This is a genomic window from Leptotrichia sp. oral taxon 417 (assembly GCF_013394865.1).
Classification (GTDB): domain Bacteria; phylum Fusobacteriota; class Fusobacteriia; order Fusobacteriales; family Leptotrichiaceae; genus Leptotrichia; species Leptotrichia wadei_A.
In genome coordinates, this window is sequence record NZ_JABXYV010000001.1 from 2,148,488 (window position 1) to 2,165,616 (window position 17,129).

The window sequence follows — 17,129 nt, forward strand, 5'->3', positions numbered from 1 at the left end:
ACTATCTTTCAAATTCGATATCCTTACTTTTTATTTTCGGATTTGTATAATTTATCTTTATTTCTTCATAATCATTCTTTTTATCTAAATCAGTATCTTTTGAATAAGGCTTTGTCTCATACACAAATTTTTCTTCTCTATCTGTCAGCCCATCAAAATCACTGTCCTTGTATTTTTCCTTAATCTCCTCTATTTCTTGCTTAATATTTTCATCTCCATAACTTAAAGCATCTTCATTTCTCTTTAAAACTTCCGTTACGACATCTCCATCCTTTTGCATTTCAGAACTTGCATATTGATAGGAATTAGGGTAATTTTTTACAGATTCTATCACAACTTCCTTATCATTTTTTAATTCCTCGCTTGCAAATTGTAAAGCCCGTCCATCCTGTTTTACTGCTTCTAAAACTAAATCCCTGTTATTTTTAAGCCTTTCACTTGCATATTCAAGATTTTTTGCATTTTCTTTGACTTTTTTCGTAACATATTTTTCATCATCTCTTATTTTTTCTGAAGAGTAATATTTAAATGTATTTTTACCTGCATATATTGAAGCTTCATACCATTTTTCCATTTTATCAGCCTTATTTCTAAGCTCATTCATTTTACTTTCCTCAATATATTTTTCCAATTTTTCATTAGTAATGGATCTTATTTCCTTTTTATCCTTTAACATCAAATATTCTCGAAGATACTCATTATCTTTATCTTTTTCAAGCATATTTCTAATTTTTTCCATTGTTTTGCTGTCATATCCACTTTTTACATACAGCTCAACATCCTCTTCAGATAATCCTCTTTCAAATCCTTTCCTAATTTCCTTCATCTGATTTACGTCCAGCTTTTTCATCATAAGTTTTTCCCATTTACTATCATCCAAGTTATTTTCAGCTCTTTTTTGTAATACCTCCTCATTAAGTACAGGTGTTATACATAATTTAAACTGTTCAAGAGTCAAATTTGATTTTATCATTTTCTTTATTTCCTGTTTTTCATCTTTAGAAAATTTTACTCCTATCCTTTTTAAATAATCTTTTTTCTCATTTTTTTGAAACATATTCAGCAACATTATTCTAGCCCTTCCTTATTAATTAAAATTTTATTTCTTTTTTGTTTCCTGCCCTTTTACAAATTTTTTGTAATCTATTATCAAATTATTCATTTTTATCAGTTCATTCACTCCTCCAATAATATTTTTAAAAACAGTGTCATATTCTATTTTGCCCAGTATCTTTATTCTTTTATTTTTCAATTTTCTCAGTATCAATACAGCTTCCAACTTATTTCTGTATATAAAGTCGTTTTCACTTAGATATTCTTTAAATCCCAATTTTTTATCTATTTCTTCATTCAACTTTTTTAATTCATTTTTCCCTTCAGTTATCTTTTCATCCAATTTCTGCATTTCCGCTTCAATTTCATTTTCTCTGATTTTTAAAAAGTCTTCTGTTTCATATAGTTTTTCTCTCCTATCTCGATAATTTTTTTTTTGCTGTTGTTCTAACTGGTAAATTTTTTCATCATACTCACTCTCAATTCTTCTTTTTTCCTGATTATATTTTCTTTTCTCATCGTGTATGAACTGTTCAAGTTCCTCAGCAAGTTCAGCTTTTATTTCTAATTTTTCTAATTTCACCCTTTCTTTTAATTCATCGCCTTGAAGTTCCATTACTTTGTTAGTTTCTTTTTGCTTTATTTCTTCAAAATCTTCATTTTCTATAGGAGAAAACCCTTCATTTTTCATCATTTCTTTCAAATTATCTAAACTCATCTTTTTTCTCCAATCTTCGTTTTAACATTTGCTTCTTTTCTTCTCTCATCTGAAACTCTTCACCGCCCATAATTTTACAATCCTTAATTTCATCCCTGCTTAAAAACTGAAACTTCATAAAATATCCCAGTAATGTTGCCTTATCTTCATTTAAAATATCTGCAATTTCAAGAAGAACTCCCATTTCAATCAGTTTTCTTGTCCTTTGCTTCCATTTCTCATTTTTTTCCGATGTATTTAGCCTTCTTGTATCATTTGCTATTTCTCTTCTGATTTCCCTTATTCTTTCATCTGTCTTGACTATTTTCTTATGTATTTCAATTTTCTTTTTTTCATTAGATTTTAGTTTAATCATCTTATCTTCATATTCTAAGCTCATATATCAACCTTGCTTTTTTCTCTATTTTTGACTTCTTTATTGCACCATAATATCTTCCATCAAATGTCCCCCTGACTTTAGATAATGTTAAAACTTCATCTTCCTTCATTTTTCCATTGAAATTAGATGATACTTTGGAAAATATTTCTCCGTAATCTTCACCATTTACATATATCCGATTATCTTTTATTTCAACTTTATCCTCATAAAATGCAGCAACAGGCTTTACCGATTTAAACATTGTCCTTTTTATACTTGTCAAATTTTTATATTTATCATCTACCTCATAAACAACTAAATCTCCCTTTTTCAATACTCCATCAAATTTTTCCAGTTTATATATTCCCAAAGGAATTGATGGTGTTACATTTATTACATAAATTTTCGACAATATATGCAGTCCTGTAAATATTATGGCAAGAAATATTGATGTAGAAAGCATTATCAAATTAAATCTTCTAGTTCGTATATCCACAATTTCCTCCCACTTTTTAATTTCCTCTGGCAAGTGTCGTTGTTATCTTGTCTGCCTCATTCATTACAAAAGCCATTACCATTCCTACTGTGATAAATAAAAATATAGTTTCATATTTCAATTCCTTAAAAGTGACTTCCCCAAATCCTGCCATATCCAAGTTTTTAAATACTATTCCTCCCAGTGCCATTATTACAACTATTTTACTTCCTGTGAGAAATAGCGTTGTCAATGCTTTATTTCCTAAATCTCTTTTTGTAATCGAATTTACATCAAAAGGCAAAAATACCCAAGATAAGCCCAAAGCCATTCTAAACTGCAATACTGCCATCATCATTTCAAATATTATTCTTACTACAAAATAATACACAAGAATAATAACCCCTATTAACAGCAGCATTTTCCCAAGTTCTTCAAAAAATAGCTTCGAATCAGTAATAATATTAAAAAAATTAAAGTTTGATTCATTAATAATTTTTAAAATTTTTCCTGTTTCCCTTCCAGCTATTGCCCATATACTGTTTAAAGTTACAGTTCCTCCGCTGTTTCCCATAAAATATGAGCCAATTCCAGAAAATATTCCATATCCCATATCAATTAAAGAAATTGCATTAGGTATAACGTATGCCAGTATTGAAAATCTTATCATTATTCTTAACAAGGACATCCATAAATTTTCCAACACATTTTTTACTACATAGCCATATAAAACCCACATTATTTCAAGAACTGTGAGTACACTTAACAGAACTAATAATCCAGGTATCATCTTTTCTATCCCACTATTTATCATTTGTACAAATTCATTTTGAATATTGTCCCAATCTACTAATAATGATGATTTTGTGGATGAAACATTGTTTCCAGCAGAAATTGTTATAAAACTAAAAACAAAAAAAAAGATAATTACAATTTTTTTCATATTTCTTTTAATTCTCCTTTCTAAAAAAGCACAAAAAAAGACTAGAATTTTAATCTAGTCTTTCATACCTTAGAATTAAGGTAACTTATTTAATTTTTTATCTAATTTTTACATTTATTATTATTTCCCGTGATTATATGCAGTAAAGTCAAAATCAAATCCTATTATATGAAAAACATTTGCTGATGTAAATCCAACCAACTTTTTAACTGAATATCCATTAACTTATCCAAAACTATTCCTTTGGCTTCGTTTGATTCTTTAGAATTTTTAAACCTGTTAAAATTATAGTTTTTGTTTTTAGTCAAATATTTGAAACAAAAAACAGGATAAGATAATAATTTTACCTCTGAAATATTTTTAAAGTTATTATTCTTTAACTTTTTAATTTTTTTAGACATAATTTTCTTTAAAGCTCTCTTTCATTAAATCCTGTGGGATAACATTATTTATTTTAGTTTCTACATACGGTTTTTCTGTGTGAGTTAAATTTCTCAATCCACACGCAGAATATTCTCCAAATACATTATATACTTCCGTCAATATTTTCTCTGTTTCCTTATCAATATCCACTTTATCAAATTCTTTTATATCATCTGAACTACACTTTTTATACTTTTGATATATTTCCTCAACTACTGACCCATGATTCCACGCTACAATATTATTTGAAAATAATGGAGCATTTTTTAATGCAAGATACGCTGATTGAGCATAATAGAGTAATTTTTAAAATTTTAAATTACTCATTCCATCCGCACCTTGATTAGTTTCCATATACGAATTATAAATTAAAAACCAGTTGGCAATATCTTTTACATCATACATTTTTTTCACCTCATTTATACTATAGTATCAATTTATTTTAATTCCATTATCATAACTTTTAAGCCTTCTTCAGAAGTTAAACTTTCTAGCATTTTAAATCCAAAATTTTGATAAAATGAAATAAGTTTTGGTTCATTTTGGCATTCAAGCCATATATATTTTACATTTATCAATTCTTTTATTTTCAAAAAAAGATCATATGCAAATGTAAGAAGTTCTCTGCCTGTTATTAAGTTTTCTATATCGTCTGAATAATTTTTACCTAGTTGACCTAACAAAAAACTACTTGTCATCAAATCACCATTTTTTAATATTGCAGCACTATTTCCTAATTTTTTTTGTTGCGTTTTAGATAAAATACCAAAATTTTCTTTTGAGATAACTAAACTTCTGTTTGCTATTGTAAAATATCCTAAAATTTCCTTGTTTTCACCAAATATTAAATATGTACTTGATATTGTTGATTTTTCAAAATGAGAAGATTTATTATGTAAAAAATTTTCTATATCATTTTCTTTTATACTTTTAAATTTCTCCAATATTTTGTTTAATTTTTCTTTGGATAAATTATTCATCAAATTTCTCAAGGAAACTAAATTTTTATTCATTATTTTTATTATCTCCTTCTTCAAAAAACTTTTTAATTTCTTCAGGATTACTAATTATATTAATTTCTAAATTAGGTACTTTATTTACAGTAAAACCCTCTTCTGTCATTTTTATTAATTCTTCAGCTGCTTCTTTACTTAATTCTAAATTCTTGAAAAAACTTGAAGTTGCCATTCTTATCACCTCTTTTAAATTTCTATTTTTACAATAATATTATATCACATTTAATAGTTTTTTCAATCTGAATTTTTTAAGACTAGATTAATATTCTATTGTCATTGTCCTTACATATTTTATTCCTTGCTGTTCTTTTCTCTCCTCATTTCAGATTCTGCAAAAGTCTCATTATTACTATTCTTAGTTTCTTTTGTTTTTGTATTTTCTGAATGTTTTTGCGTGTCTTTATTTCCTTCGTTTGTCTGTTTTTGAGAATCCTTATTTGAGGCATTCTTGCTGTTATCACTTCTTATTTTTTCTTCAGCCTCTTTTGTATCAGCTGTTCTATCCGCATTTCCTGATTTATTTTCTTCATTTCCTTTATTTACATTTTGAGAATTTTGATTTTTACTGTTTGTATTTTCTGTTTCTTGTGATTTATTTTCTTCGGTATCTTTCTTATCATCTTTTTTATTGCCCATAAATTTTTTAATTCCATCGCTGGCCATATTTTTTACTTTTCTGCCTGAAGCAATCGGATCAAAGTCCATTGTCATTACTTTTATTGCTTTTCCTGCATTTTCAGCAGCCGAAGCAGTCAGATTTCCAGGATATTTTCCTATTTTAGAGCCTATCTTTGCTCCTGTCTTCATACCTGCTATTGCTCCTGCTCCTCCAGTAGACACTCCGCCAACAACTGCACCAACTGCAGCACCTAGTCCACCAACTGCCGCACTTCCAAGTAAAGATGTAACTCCTCCTACAGCCGAGCCTCCTGCACTAACAACATTTCCAGTAAAATTACCAAACTGTGAGCCATTTAATCCGCCTTGTCCATATAAAATTAGGGAAGCTATGCTCTGATAGTTCTTTATTAAAAATGAAATTGCTATGAATACTGCGAGCCACATAATTATCGTATGAGGCTCGTTATTTTCTGCCCCTATGTTTTCAGGAATAGGATAAGATTTTAATATTTTTATTCCCATAGATGAAAGTGCAACCGCAACCATCAGCTGAGTACCTGAACCAACTATTGCTCCTAAAGTTTTTCTACCTATATCGCTCAAAGCGTCAAGCGGTAGACAAGCAAGATATATTATTGCCAATTTTCCAACTACATGGAACTGTATTATCGCTATTGTTATTGTTGATATTATAAACACTAAAAATACGAATCCAATAATAAATAAAACAAAGTATAAGATAGCCCAAAAATCTTGAAACTTTAAGCCTATACTTAAAAACTTGCTTAATTCCTCCCATAACTTATCCCAAATACTCTGCACTTTTAACGGACTTCCCAGCCCTTCTCCAAATAAATTTCCTATATCGGAAAATAGTTTATATGCCATATCCAGCAGTTCCTTGTACATTTTTATAAGCCCAAAAGTAAGTGCATATCTTACAAGTTTTTTTATAGTTTCGACAAGTGTATTGCCTATGTTCTCCGACCAGTTAAAGAAGGCTGTAAATGATAAGTCCAGCACAGCAAATGATGAGGCAAGTGTCAATATTACAACCATTAAAGTTGTCATTCCTGTATCAAGCATACTGATTATTGGTTCAATCAGTGCCGTATCAAATTGAAAATTTGCCGCCGCCAATTATTTCTCCTCCTTATTTCTTATGTTTCTTCACTTCATTTTCCATTGCCTTTATATGATTGTTTAAACTGTTTTTTGTATATTCACTTCTTTTTTGAGCTTCCCTTCTTGCCTGCACTTCTTCAGCCGCCTTTAATGCGTCAAGTCTATTTGTAGTTGAAATCATATCGGCTATTGCATTCATCTGTACTGACAGGTTGGCACTCCATTGTGATAGCACTTCCAATACTTGTTGTGGATTTTTGGCTTCGTGAGTTTTTCTTATAAGCATCTTTGCATTATCCGATGTTTTTTTCATGGCCACTTCATTCATAGAGCCTGACTTCATTGCGTCCCTTGAAAGACTGTCAAGCGTGTTTGTAAATCTGTCAAGAAGAGCCATATATTGTCTGTTATTAGCATCAGCATAGACATCTTTAAACCATAATTCGGCTTTTTTTGCATCTCTTAATGTTGATTTTGTGGTATTTGTTATTCTAACTAATGTCTTTATCGTGTCATCATATTGGCTTATATATTTTTTTAGATAGGCTTCAGGCAGTTTCTTTGAAAGTTCAATCTGTCTTTCGATCTCCTTTAACTGTGCATTCAGACTTTTTAGTGTCTGTGCATTGATTGCCACACTTTCAAAATATGTCTTCATTTGCCAGTAATCAGAAACCCCACCGCCACCTCCAAGTATTCCTGAAAACGAATTTACTGATATAACTATTGTTACCATTAAAAAGAATATTATTTTTTTCATTTTAGTTACCTCCCTGTATAATTTCCTTGCATCTTCTAAATTCCTGACTATTTTTACCTAATTTGTATTCTAGCCATTTTAAGTTAATTTCCTTTAAATCATTTGTTTCTGCACATATTTCCTGTATTTTTATCTGATCAGTTGAACTTGCAGAACCTACATAAGCCAGTTCAATTTTCCCTAAATCCATTTCAAATTCCCTTGATCCGAGATCACTTTTATAAAAATATTGTTTCTGCATTTCCCCTCGTGCAACTTTTTCAATTTCTATTGTATTTAAGCCAAATTTTGAATAAAGTTCTTTCCAGTAATTCTTTGCCTGCGGAGAGGGAAGAAGTATTTTTGTCTTGCATCCATCAACTATTGCAGGTGTTATTTCAGATTTTGCAATTTCATTAAGCGACTGTGTTGCAAAGATTATAAAGGCATTCAGTTTTGCAAGGGTTCTAAGCCAGTCATTGAATTTAAGCCTGAAACTTTCGTTTTCCATTGCAAACCAAGCCTCATCAACTACGATTGCAGTCAGATAATCTTTGGTTAATTTTTCCACTTCTATTCTATGAAACAGATAGCTTAATATGGGAGCTGTCGCTTTTGGATCTTCTATTATTCTTCCCATTTCAAATACCTGCCAGTTTGAGTCTGAAAAATTATCCTCATTATTATCGAAATATTTTCCATATGAACCTATATTTGTGTATGGCTCAAGCGCTTGCTGAATTTCCTTGTTCATAACTGTAAATGCAAAATTTGTCATTGTTCTCCTGTTAGGCGGATCATTTGAAAGAGTAGTAAGCGTTTCCCAGATTGTGCTTTTCATATCAGGCGTTACAATTACATTTTCCTGCTGAAGAAGAGAAATTATCCAGTTGCTTGCAAATGCTCTTTCTGTTTCGATATGAATATTCGCAAGTGGTTGAAATGCCAAATCATTATCTCCACCTTTTCCCAAGTCATAAAATTTTCCACCCATACAGGCAGTTAAAACACGTATTGAGCCACCTTTATCAAAAAAGAATACCTGTGCATTAGGATATTTTTTAAGTTCAGCTACCAGCATTCCCAATAATACTGATTTTCCTGACCTTGTTGGACCTGCTATAAGCGTATGTGCCGCATCCTTTATATGAAGGTTAAAGTAAAATATATCGTTCAAATCTGTTTTAGCCATCATAAGCGGAACACCTGTAATATTTTTCTTATCCCTAAAAAATTCATTTACTTCCTCACCACGATATAGTGATGAAGTAGGGAAAAGACAGCTTAAAAGCATTGAATTTATTGGATATTTTCTTATATTCGCCTTCACATTTCCTGGAATAGCCCCTAAATACGAAGGAAAAATATTGTACTTGTCAATCGAACAAGTAAAGTCCTGTTCATCAAATATTGTTACTATTTTAAGTGCATTGTCCTCAAGCCTTTTTATATCTTCATCAGCAAGTACTACGGTAAATGTGTAATAGCCATAACTCATCCCGCCTTCTTTAAATTCATTTAAAGCCATTTTTGCCTCTTCTGTTTTTGCCAGTTCCAGCTCATCAATGTTAAATGAAGGCTTTTTAGTTATAGCCTCCGTTATATACTGCCCAAAGTTCTTCTGCTTTCCCTGATGAAAAATAAAGAAGTTTTTTAACATCTTTTTTGATTCATTTTGCGAAAGTATAATGTATCTTGCCGACATTCTAAATTCAAAGTCCAGGCTTTCAAGTTTTTTCAGAACTCTTGACTCTATCTCATCAGGAAACAGATTAACTGAGATTGTCCTTAAATGCTTTGCCTTTGTCAGTCTTTGTATTTTCGTGTCTTTTCCATTTTCAAAACTTGAGTTTGACAAATATTGATCAATTGGATATAGAGGAGATGTAGGCATTTTCTTCTTTTCAGGAAATTCAGCATTCACTGTGGAATACATATATGCCATAAGTTCATCTCCCTGCAAAACTTCAATGCTCGTTGTGGCATATTTTAATAATGCAATAAATGAAACTACTTTTTGCCTAAATATTTTTAATTCCCTTTCCGCTTCCTCCGCCATCTTTTCTTCTGAGTCATCTTCCTTTTTACTTGCCAGCAATGAATTTATCTTATTTTCAGCATCTTCTGTTATTAAATATGTCAATGTTATATAGTAATCACATTTAAAATATTCTCCTTTTGAAAATAAATCTTTTCTTTCTTTTTCCATAAGAACTGTCGGAATAAAGTTATCGTTAATCTCTGTTTCAATATATCCTCTTGACTTCTTTCTCTGAACTTCATAATGAACAATAAAATTGTCAGGCAGTTTCTTTATTGCATTGTTATACTGCAATATTTTTAAGTTCACTTCTTCCTCAGTAAAAAAATCCAAGTCGTGATTTCTAACTTTCAAAGTTACCTGAAACCCCATATTTTTATTAACAAGAATAAAGTCATTGAGAAGGAAATCCCAAGGGATATAATAAATAAATGAATTCTTGTAGTTATCAAGCGTTTTTCCCATTTTTTCCCCTTTCCATTTTCTACGGATTTAAATATCTTTCAGTTTTGTAATGCTCTATTATCAGTTCCAGCGTCATCGGATCCTTTACTGACATAACTGCACATAAAATATATATTGCTCCTGCTGGTATAAAAATTACCCAGTGCCTGAATATTAAAAATATAATTCCTGTAAATAATACCAATGATATAAAAACCTTATATGGCAGTCCCATTATCATCTTTATGTCCAATAAAGATTTATACACTTTTAATTTCATTATCCTACCTCCTCAATTTCATATTCCTTTGTCTTTTTGTTAAAGCCGTTTACTTTAATTATCTTGTTCACTTTTCTTACAGTTTTACCATTTTCAGTCGTTCTTATGATATTTACAATTACATCTACAGAACGCCCTATAAGTGGCTGCCTTGGATTCCTGTCAACTTCCATTAGCAGCTCTTCCAGTCTTTCCAAAGTTTCTTCTGCACCATCTGAATGGACTGTTGTAAATCCTCCACTATGCCCAGTATTCCAGTTTTTAAGTATCTCCTCAGCTTCTTCTCCATATCTAAGCTCTCCCTGAATAATTCTATCTGGCCTATGTCTAAGTGCGTCCTTTGATAATTCCAGTGCAGAAACATCTTCAGTTACAAACACTCTTAACACATTTTCCTTGTCGCAGATAATTTCCTCAACTTCCTCAATAATATATATCCTTTCAACCGTATTTCTAATTATGTCAACTTGCTTTAAATAATCAACAAGAGCATTAGTAAATGTTGTCTTTCCTGTACCAGTTCCACCTGATACAACTATATTCTTTTTGTTCAAAATAGCTTCTGTAAGAAAATTTTTCTGAAATTCTGTAATTGAACCCATTGCTAAATAGTCATCAAGTGTAAATATTTTCTTAGGCCTTTTTCTTATTGTAAATACTGGAATACCTTTAGTAATTCCTTTTGCGGCTCCCTGAAATCTGTCAGAATTTGGCAAATTTCCAGAAAGTCTTGGATTTTTTTCAGAAATTATCTTTGAGTTATATGAAGCAAGCACCTGAATAATTTTGTATCCTTCCATCTCATTCAGATATGTACTTGTCTTGTACATTCCCTTTTCATATGATTCCACCCATACATATCCATCAGGATTTAACATTATTTCAGTAATATCATCATCTTCCATATATTCCTTCAGTGCTGACAGCCTTTCATTTACAAAGTCTATTTGTGACTGCTTCTGAAGTTCATATTTTTCACTTTCCGTCATAATACTTCTGCCAGTTCCTTCATTTTTTTAGTAATTTCATCATTGCTTGGACTTTCAATTATGATTTTTAAAAGTTTATTTTCTACACCAGATTTTTCTAAAATCTCTCTTAAAATATCTGCATTTTCCTGTTCAACCTTTTCAATTTCCTTTTGGGAATCATCCCTTATTTTCTCCAGTTTGGCAACTTTTTCTTTATTTCTTTTTATTCTTTCAGTATAATTTTTTTCTCTAGTTTTTCTCTTTTTCTTTATTATTTCATCTGAACCATTAATTGTTTCTTCAATATTTTCCATATATCCCCCTATCCTATTTTTTCTGATTTATACTTTTTTCTTGCCTTTTCAATAATTTTTTCATATTTTATATCATCATAAAAATCTTCCTCTTTCATTTTAAATGTATGTTTGTATTCATACATTCCCTTCATTCCTTCAAATATTACATATCCATCCTTAAAGAATACTGGCTGGTGCTGTGTTCTTTTTAACAGATCAGGATATTCGTAGTAATAGAGTTTATCTAATAATAAAGGTTTTTTGTATCCCGTAATTACAACTGCCTTTCTGTCAGGCAGCAGTCTTGTTTCTGAAGGACTTAATAAATCCTTTCCCTGCTCTGAAACGTTCCCTCCCCCTTTTAGCCCAATATTTCTACTTTTTACCCTAATTGTTTCCTTGCCAAGCGTCTTTGAAATATAGTCAGGTGCAGCCTCATCGTTCGGTCTACCAAATATCTGAATCTGGCATCCATTTAGCACCTCTTTCCCCTGTTTATCATATGTCGAATTTAACTGATCAAGTCCCTGAAATATCCCAATCATCTTTATTCCAAATCCTGCATAGTACCCAAGCCCTTTTACAAGAGCCTTCATCTTACCATAAGCATTTAGTTCATCCATTACAAACGTTATGTTAAAATTTTTCTTGCTTAAACTTTCCATTAATAAATTTGTCAGTTGAATATACATTATCCGTACTAACGGAGCTAGCAAGTCTATATCTTTCGGTTTTATTACAAAATATAAATCCACAGGATTATCGCCATTAACCAAGTCTAATGCCCTAAAATCAGATTTTCCTATATTTTTTACAACCGAAGGAATCTCAAATACCTGTAATTTAGTCTTTGCTGTTGAAGTTATAGACTTAAATGTATTTTCTCCTGTATTTTGCAATAAATATCCAAACTGTTTTGCAATAAAGGGGTGCAATCCTTTGTTTAATGCTTTAATTGATTCCTCATCAGTATATATTTTTCTAAGCCTTTCAATTGTTTTTTTCTTCAAAATAAAATCCTTTGGAGTATCATCTTCCCCTTCTTCCATAGGCTTTCCAAGATATTTTGCAAACATTCTATATAAAGAATTTTCAGTGTTAGTAATCATTGATATTACATCATTTAATGAAACTCTAACATCTGTTATATCGGGATCTTTTTCAGAACGGCTGCTTACTTCCCTGTAATGAACATAGCCAGTTAAAGTGGAAATTGTATCTTTTGCACTATCTCCCCAAAACGGATCCTTGCTCTCATCTTCCCCAACAATCATTGTTCCAATTATTCTGCAATCTTCAATTTCATAATTTGTTCCATATCTTACTTCTGATAAAAAGTTATAGCTGTTTGAAAGTTCACTCATTGGCTCAAATTTTAATATTTTATGCTTCAATATTTTTGCTCTGTACCAGCTTGTAAGTTCGTAATTTTCCTTCTTTATATCAGAAATAAAGGTTGATATTCTTTTTAGTCCTGCTATAAGGCTTGGAATAATATATCCCACACCTTTTCCTCCTCTTGTTGGCAAGAACAGGGCAATATGTATCATTGATGTATCATAAAGCAGTTTTAACTTCCCAGTCAGTGTCCTTACATACCCTATAACAAAACCGTTTTCATCTCCGCTTAGAAAGTTCACATCCGAAGGCTTTTTCTTATTTTTCTTCAAATCATCATACGTTCCAAATTCAGCATCTCCGTGTGATTTCAGTTTCCTTTTTTTCCAGTACGGCATTGTTAAAATAATTAACGATCCAGCAAATATAAAGCACATACCTAATTGAAACTGCGAAGTTAATCTAGGAGTTTTTTCCATTACTATTTCCCAGTTTTCAGACGGAAAGTATATATACTGATTCTTTTTCCCAATAATTACAGGTTTTATTAATCTTCGTATTTTGGCAAAAGTAGTATAATTATTAACTTTTTCCAGTTCTTCCATATAGTTTGTTGATACTATCATTAAACCTGTTATATTTACTGAAATAAACATTATTATTGCAAAAATCCATTTTATAGGCTTCGTATTTCTAAGCGGCTTATATTTCTTGTCCATAATTATTTCCTATATGGAGATAAAATTATATCCTTGCTTACAAAGATATTAAATTTTTTACCTCTTTTTATCTCAATTGTAGGCTGTCTATTCAAATCCTTTTCAACCATTCTTTCCCCAATGCTTCTAATATTCTGTGCCGCATCTGAAGCACCTGTACCAATATTCACTCTTGACCTGCTTCTAGCTTCAATATTTACATTAAAACTTTCAAGCGAGCCTGAAGCCATATTTATGGCAGAAGACAACAACACACTTCTCATAAGTTTCCAAAAATGGTTGTTGGTTTTTCCTTTTAAGCCAGCATTCCCCAGCAAATCCACTCCCTGCATATTATCAAGCACAAGTGTTGAGCCATTTGGAAAAACCAGTCTTTGCCATATCAATAAAACTCTGTTCTGTCCATACGTTATACTGCTATCATATTTTCCAACTATTTTTGTACCCATAGGGATTAAAATATACTTTCCAGTACGGTAGTCATAGACATTTTCTCTAACCTGAGCAATCACATCTCCCGGCAAATCAGAGTTGATTGCCGTTACAAGAACAGCTGGAATAAAACTCCCTGTCTTTAACTCATATTTCCCTATTGCAGGATTTTTTAAATTAGTCGAATAGAAGTTGTCCTGTTTTTGTTTCAGGAATAAGGACTTTGACTTTTGTTTATTCTGATCTGTATCATTTTCATTTTGTTGTTGCACATTCTGAGGAACTTGCTGCTGTTCCTGATACTGTTCTGGCGTTTGCGGAGTTTGTGTTGAAACTCCTTTATCAAATCCTATTGCAGACTTTCTCCATTCCTTGCTTTTTTCTTCTGAAACTGTCGAATTATTAGAATTTTTATCTTCTGAAATATCTGAAAACGATGATGAACTTGAACCATAATTTGAATCAAGATTGTCATTATTGTATTCTGAACCTAACTGAGAATCATACTGTGATAGGTTAGGCGTTCCAGTTCCATCAGTCGTCGTATTTATATTTGCCACTCCATCCTGCGTTACACCTTCAGGAGTTTGAGTATTTTGATTCTGAGCATTCACCGCATCCTTTATATCCAGTCCCGTTCCAGTTGACATTGACTCCTTTTTCCCCTGTTCCTTTGGCTTTTCATTTTTTTTAGCCTGATTTGCAAAATATATGCTTGCAAAAATTAAAGCCGAAATTATGCAGACTAGGATAGCAACTTTTTTCTTATCAAAAAATTCTTCTATTTTTATCTTTGAATTTTTTATCGTTCCTATCTCCTCATCCTCAAGAGATATTTCTTCTTCCTTATGTTCTGCAAAATCATCTTCAGAAGTTTCAAAATAGTCATTCTTATTTACCAATCAAGACACCCCCTTTTCTATTTTTTCTGGTTATATATCTTCAATGTATTTTTTCCAAGTGTCATATATATTTCTTTTACAACATTGTCAATCATAACATTACGTCCTTCAATTTTTGTATTAACTAAAGATAGTTGATTATCCAACCCTTTTACATAAAAAGCTGGCATTTCCTGCAAATTTGACTTTAATACTATGAATGTCTTTTCTCCGTTGTCAAATACTTGAACTGGAGAAAGTTTTGAGTTCTTGTTCCACGAATATCTGTAATTCAGTTTCATTAAGTCTGTTGTGCCAATACTTTCCGTATGAGCCTCATATTCGTCCATTAATATTTTTCTCTCATTTGGATATTGCCATTCAACTAAAGGATTGTATTCTCCATTTGTGGATTCAATATTAATAAAGTAACTGTGCTTGTCTGTAACTATATTTATGTTAGTCTTTATATCTTCTTCAAGCGGCTTTATGTATATATATGTTCTGTTCTCTTTCCCACCTGTCGCCTCTTCAATCATCCAACGTTCTGTATCTCCGCCAGCCTTAAATACCACTTTTTCATTTGGAGCAAGCCTTAAAGTCGTTAAATAGTCTGGCTTGGAATAAACTTCATATATGCTGTTTTCCGCATAATTAAATATAACGGCTGTCTTTTTTATTGCATCCTTTTTTCCACTTAATATTCCATCATCATCAAATATTTTCTGACTATTTTTTACCACATCTACCGTAATATTCTCTTTTACATTTCCATCATTTGCAAAAATATTAACCGACATTATTATCAAAAACAGCACTGATAATATTTTTCTATTAAATTTTTTTAACTTGTTCTTTATCATACATCTCCCTCATTTTTCTAATTATTTTCCCTCGAAATTGTAAAATCCTTTATTATTATTCCCAATGGATTTTTAGCCACCAGTTCCTCATTTTTTTCATTCACATATTCCACAGTAAATACTCCAAGATAGCTCGCATCCTGTATTTCCATCCCTGTTTCAGAAAACTGTTTTTCCTTCCATCTGACTTGATAAGTATTTGAAGTATTTGTAAGTTTGTTAGCTGAAACTATATTTACATTCGTTGTAATTTTATCTGCAAGCATTTGTATTGTTCCTGTTTCCTGAATCATCGCATCCAATTTTTTTTGCGAATTTTGTGTTAAGAAAAAAGCATTTTCCTTTAACTTATTATCATAATATGCTGTGTCTTTTGGAAGAGTTCTTACATCCAAAATGAATTTTGATATAAAATATTTTGTTTCCTTCTCCCCAACTTTCACATTGGATTTTGTCAATACATTCACTTCCATTGGAGCTCCTGTTGTTTTGTCAACCTGAACAAGAAATACCTTTATATTTGTTCTTATAGCGAAATATGCCAGTACTAAACATAAGACAAGAATAACAACTATGCTTGTTCCTAATCCCTTTTTTAACTTTGCATTTGTTTCCGCAAGTTCAAACAAAGTTTCAGCCCTTTTTTCAAAACTTGTCTTTTCTCTTTTGACATCAGTCCTTAATTTAAAAATATCCCTTTTCCTGCTTATTCTTTTCAAATCCAAGTCTATACTCCTTCCAAAAGAGCTGTATCAATCATAGTTCCACCAAGTCCTTTTACTATATCTTCTGAACCAAAAATAAGTGCAAGTGCCAAAGCCACCCCTATTAACAGAGTTATTATTGCTGTCATGTTTGGATCAGTCAACATTTTGAATACTCCAAATCCTATGCACCCAATAGCCCCAAGTGAAAAGACTATTTTCAGTCCATTATTCATATTTGTCAGAAAAGTTACAAGCGTTGCAAATATCCCCGCATTTCCACTTGTAGTTGCCTGACTTATCACAGTTGTTACCAAAAACAAAATTATTAGACACAGTAATTGAAATTTTTTATTTAACAATACATTCTTAACTTTTATTTTTTTCATTATTTATCATCCCCTTTTATACAAAAAAAGAGCCTGTACAAAATTTCAGAAATATTTTTTCCGATAATTCTGCACTCAGGCTCCTATATTTAATTTTATATATTTGTTTTTTATCACAATATTCTGGTTAAGGACTCCTAATATTTAAATCTAATTTCATATTTTCACCTCGCTTTTGAACAAAAAAAGAGCCTGTACAAAATCTCAGAAATGTTTTTTCCAATAATTCTGCATTTAGGCTCTCTATATTTAATTTTACGCTACTTTGTTTTATTCTTCTTTTAAAATGAGTTTAAGGAA

At 31.1% G+C, this 17,129-nt stretch carries 19 protein-coding genes and 1 pseudogene; all 20 read right to left on the reverse strand.

What is annotated here, in order from left to right; translation table 11 throughout:
• Position 1 precedes the first annotated feature (1 nt).
• Positions 2-1,057 carry a DUF4116 domain-containing protein gene (locus tag HW276_RS09830; RefSeq protein ID WP_021747030.1) on the reverse strand — a complete coding sequence of 352 codons (1,056 nt, stop codon included), beginning with the start codon at positions 1,055-1,057 and terminating at the stop codon, positions 2-4.
• A 42-nt stretch (positions 1,058-1,099) separates the two neighbouring features.
• Positions 1,100-1,771, reverse strand: coding sequence for a hypothetical protein (locus tag HW276_RS09835; protein ID WP_021747031.1), 672 nt, complete (start codon positions 1,769-1,771; stop codon positions 1,100-1,102).
• The gene (gene traD, locus HW276_RS09840) at positions 1,758-2,150 is read right to left on the reverse strand and encodes a conjugal transfer protein TraD (protein ID WP_021747032.1); all 393 of its coding nucleotides are present in this window, start codon (positions 2,148-2,150) and stop codon (positions 1,758-1,760) included. Before traD ends, HW276_RS09835 begins: the two co-directional genes overlap by 14 nt.
• Positions 2,134-2,625, reverse strand: coding sequence for a S26 family signal peptidase (locus HW276_RS09845; RefSeq protein WP_155825999.1), 492 nt, complete (start codon positions 2,623-2,625; stop codon positions 2,134-2,136). Before HW276_RS09845 ends, traD begins: the two co-directional genes overlap by 17 nt.
• A gap of 16 nt (positions 2,626-2,641) precedes the next feature.
• A complete protein-coding gene (locus HW276_RS09850; RefSeq protein ID WP_021747034.1) occupies positions 2,642-3,547 on the reverse strand; it encodes a type IV secretion system protein in 906 nt (301 codons plus the stop codon).
• A gap of 164 nt (positions 3,548-3,711) precedes the next feature.
• The gene (locus tag HW276_RS09855; RefSeq protein ID WP_021747035.1) at positions 3,712-3,948 is read right to left on the reverse strand and encodes a hypothetical protein; all 237 of its coding nucleotides are present in this window, start codon (positions 3,946-3,948) and stop codon (positions 3,712-3,714) included.
• Positions 3,941-4,264: pseudogene (locus tag HW276_RS09860) on the reverse strand (Panacea domain-containing protein); the annotation flags it as partial. The gene HW276_RS09855 and the pseudogene HW276_RS09860, both read right to left, overlap by 8 nt.
• Positions 4,265-4,407: 143 nt before the next feature.
• Positions 4,408-4,983 carry a hypothetical protein gene (locus tag HW276_RS09865; RefSeq protein ID WP_021747037.1) on the reverse strand — a complete coding sequence of 192 codons (576 nt, stop codon included), beginning with the start codon at positions 4,981-4,983 and terminating at the stop codon, positions 4,408-4,410.
• Positions 4,976-5,158 (reverse strand): hypothetical protein, encoded by a 183-nt coding sequence (locus HW276_RS09870; RefSeq protein WP_021747038.1) that lies wholly within the window; start codon positions 5,156-5,158, stop codon positions 4,976-4,978. Before HW276_RS09870 ends, HW276_RS09865 begins: the two co-directional genes overlap by 8 nt.
• A gap of 119 nt (positions 5,159-5,277) precedes the next feature.
• Positions 5,278-6,747, reverse strand: coding sequence for a type IV secretion system protein (locus HW276_RS09875; RefSeq protein WP_021747039.1), 1,470 nt, complete (start codon positions 6,745-6,747; stop codon positions 5,278-5,280).
• A 13-nt stretch (positions 6,748-6,760) separates the two neighbouring features.
• Positions 6,761-7,492: a hypothetical protein gene (locus tag HW276_RS09880; RefSeq protein WP_021747040.1), complete on the reverse strand. Its 732-nt coding sequence runs from the start codon at positions 7,490-7,492 to the stop codon at positions 6,761-6,763.
• Position 7,493: 1 nt separating this feature from the next.
• Positions 7,494-9,977, reverse strand: a complete 2,484-nt coding sequence (locus tag HW276_RS09885; protein ID WP_021747041.1) for a type IV secretion/conjugal transfer ATPase VirB4 family — start codon at positions 9,975-9,977, stop codon at positions 7,494-7,496.
• A 19-nt stretch (positions 9,978-9,996) separates the two neighbouring features.
• The gene (locus tag HW276_RS09890; RefSeq protein WP_021747042.1) at positions 9,997-10,236 is read right to left on the reverse strand and encodes a VirB3 family type IV secretion system protein; all 240 of its coding nucleotides are present in this window, start codon (positions 10,234-10,236) and stop codon (positions 9,997-9,999) included.
• On the reverse strand, positions 10,236-11,225 hold the full coding sequence (locus HW276_RS09895; protein WP_021747043.1) for an ATPase, T2SS/T4P/T4SS family: 990 nt from the start codon (positions 11,223-11,225) through the stop codon (positions 10,236-10,238). The genes HW276_RS09890 and HW276_RS09895 overlap by 1 nt, the downstream gene beginning before the upstream one ends.
• Positions 11,222-11,521 carry a hypothetical protein gene (locus HW276_RS09900; protein ID WP_021747044.1) on the reverse strand — a complete coding sequence of 100 codons (300 nt, stop codon included), beginning with the start codon at positions 11,519-11,521 and terminating at the stop codon, positions 11,222-11,224. The genes HW276_RS09895 and HW276_RS09900 overlap by 4 nt, the downstream gene beginning before the upstream one ends.
• Positions 11,522-11,529: 8 nt before the next feature.
• Entirely contained in the window at positions 11,530-13,560 is a 2,031-nt protein-coding gene (locus tag HW276_RS09905) for a type IV secretory system conjugative DNA transfer family protein (protein ID WP_178938330.1), read from the reverse strand.
• Between the two features lie 2 nt (positions 13,561-13,562).
• Positions 13,563-14,894, reverse strand: a complete 1,332-nt coding sequence (locus tag HW276_RS09910; protein WP_178938331.1) for a TrbI/VirB10 family protein — start codon at positions 14,892-14,894, stop codon at positions 13,563-13,565.
• A gap of 17 nt (positions 14,895-14,911) precedes the next feature.
• Positions 14,912-15,736, reverse strand: a complete 825-nt coding sequence (locus HW276_RS09915; RefSeq protein ID WP_178938332.1) for a TrbG/VirB9 family P-type conjugative transfer protein — start codon at positions 15,734-15,736, stop codon at positions 14,912-14,914.
• Positions 15,737-15,753: 17 nt separating this feature from the next.
• Positions 15,754-16,461, reverse strand: a complete 708-nt coding sequence (locus tag HW276_RS09920; RefSeq protein WP_021747048.1) for a type IV secretion system protein — start codon at positions 16,459-16,461, stop codon at positions 15,754-15,756.
• Between the two features lie 2 nt (positions 16,462-16,463).
• Complete coding sequence (locus tag HW276_RS09925; protein ID WP_021747049.1) at positions 16,464-16,829, reverse strand: hypothetical protein; 366 nt, start codon at positions 16,827-16,829, stop codon at positions 16,464-16,466.
• Positions 16,830-17,129 lie beyond the last annotated feature (300 nt).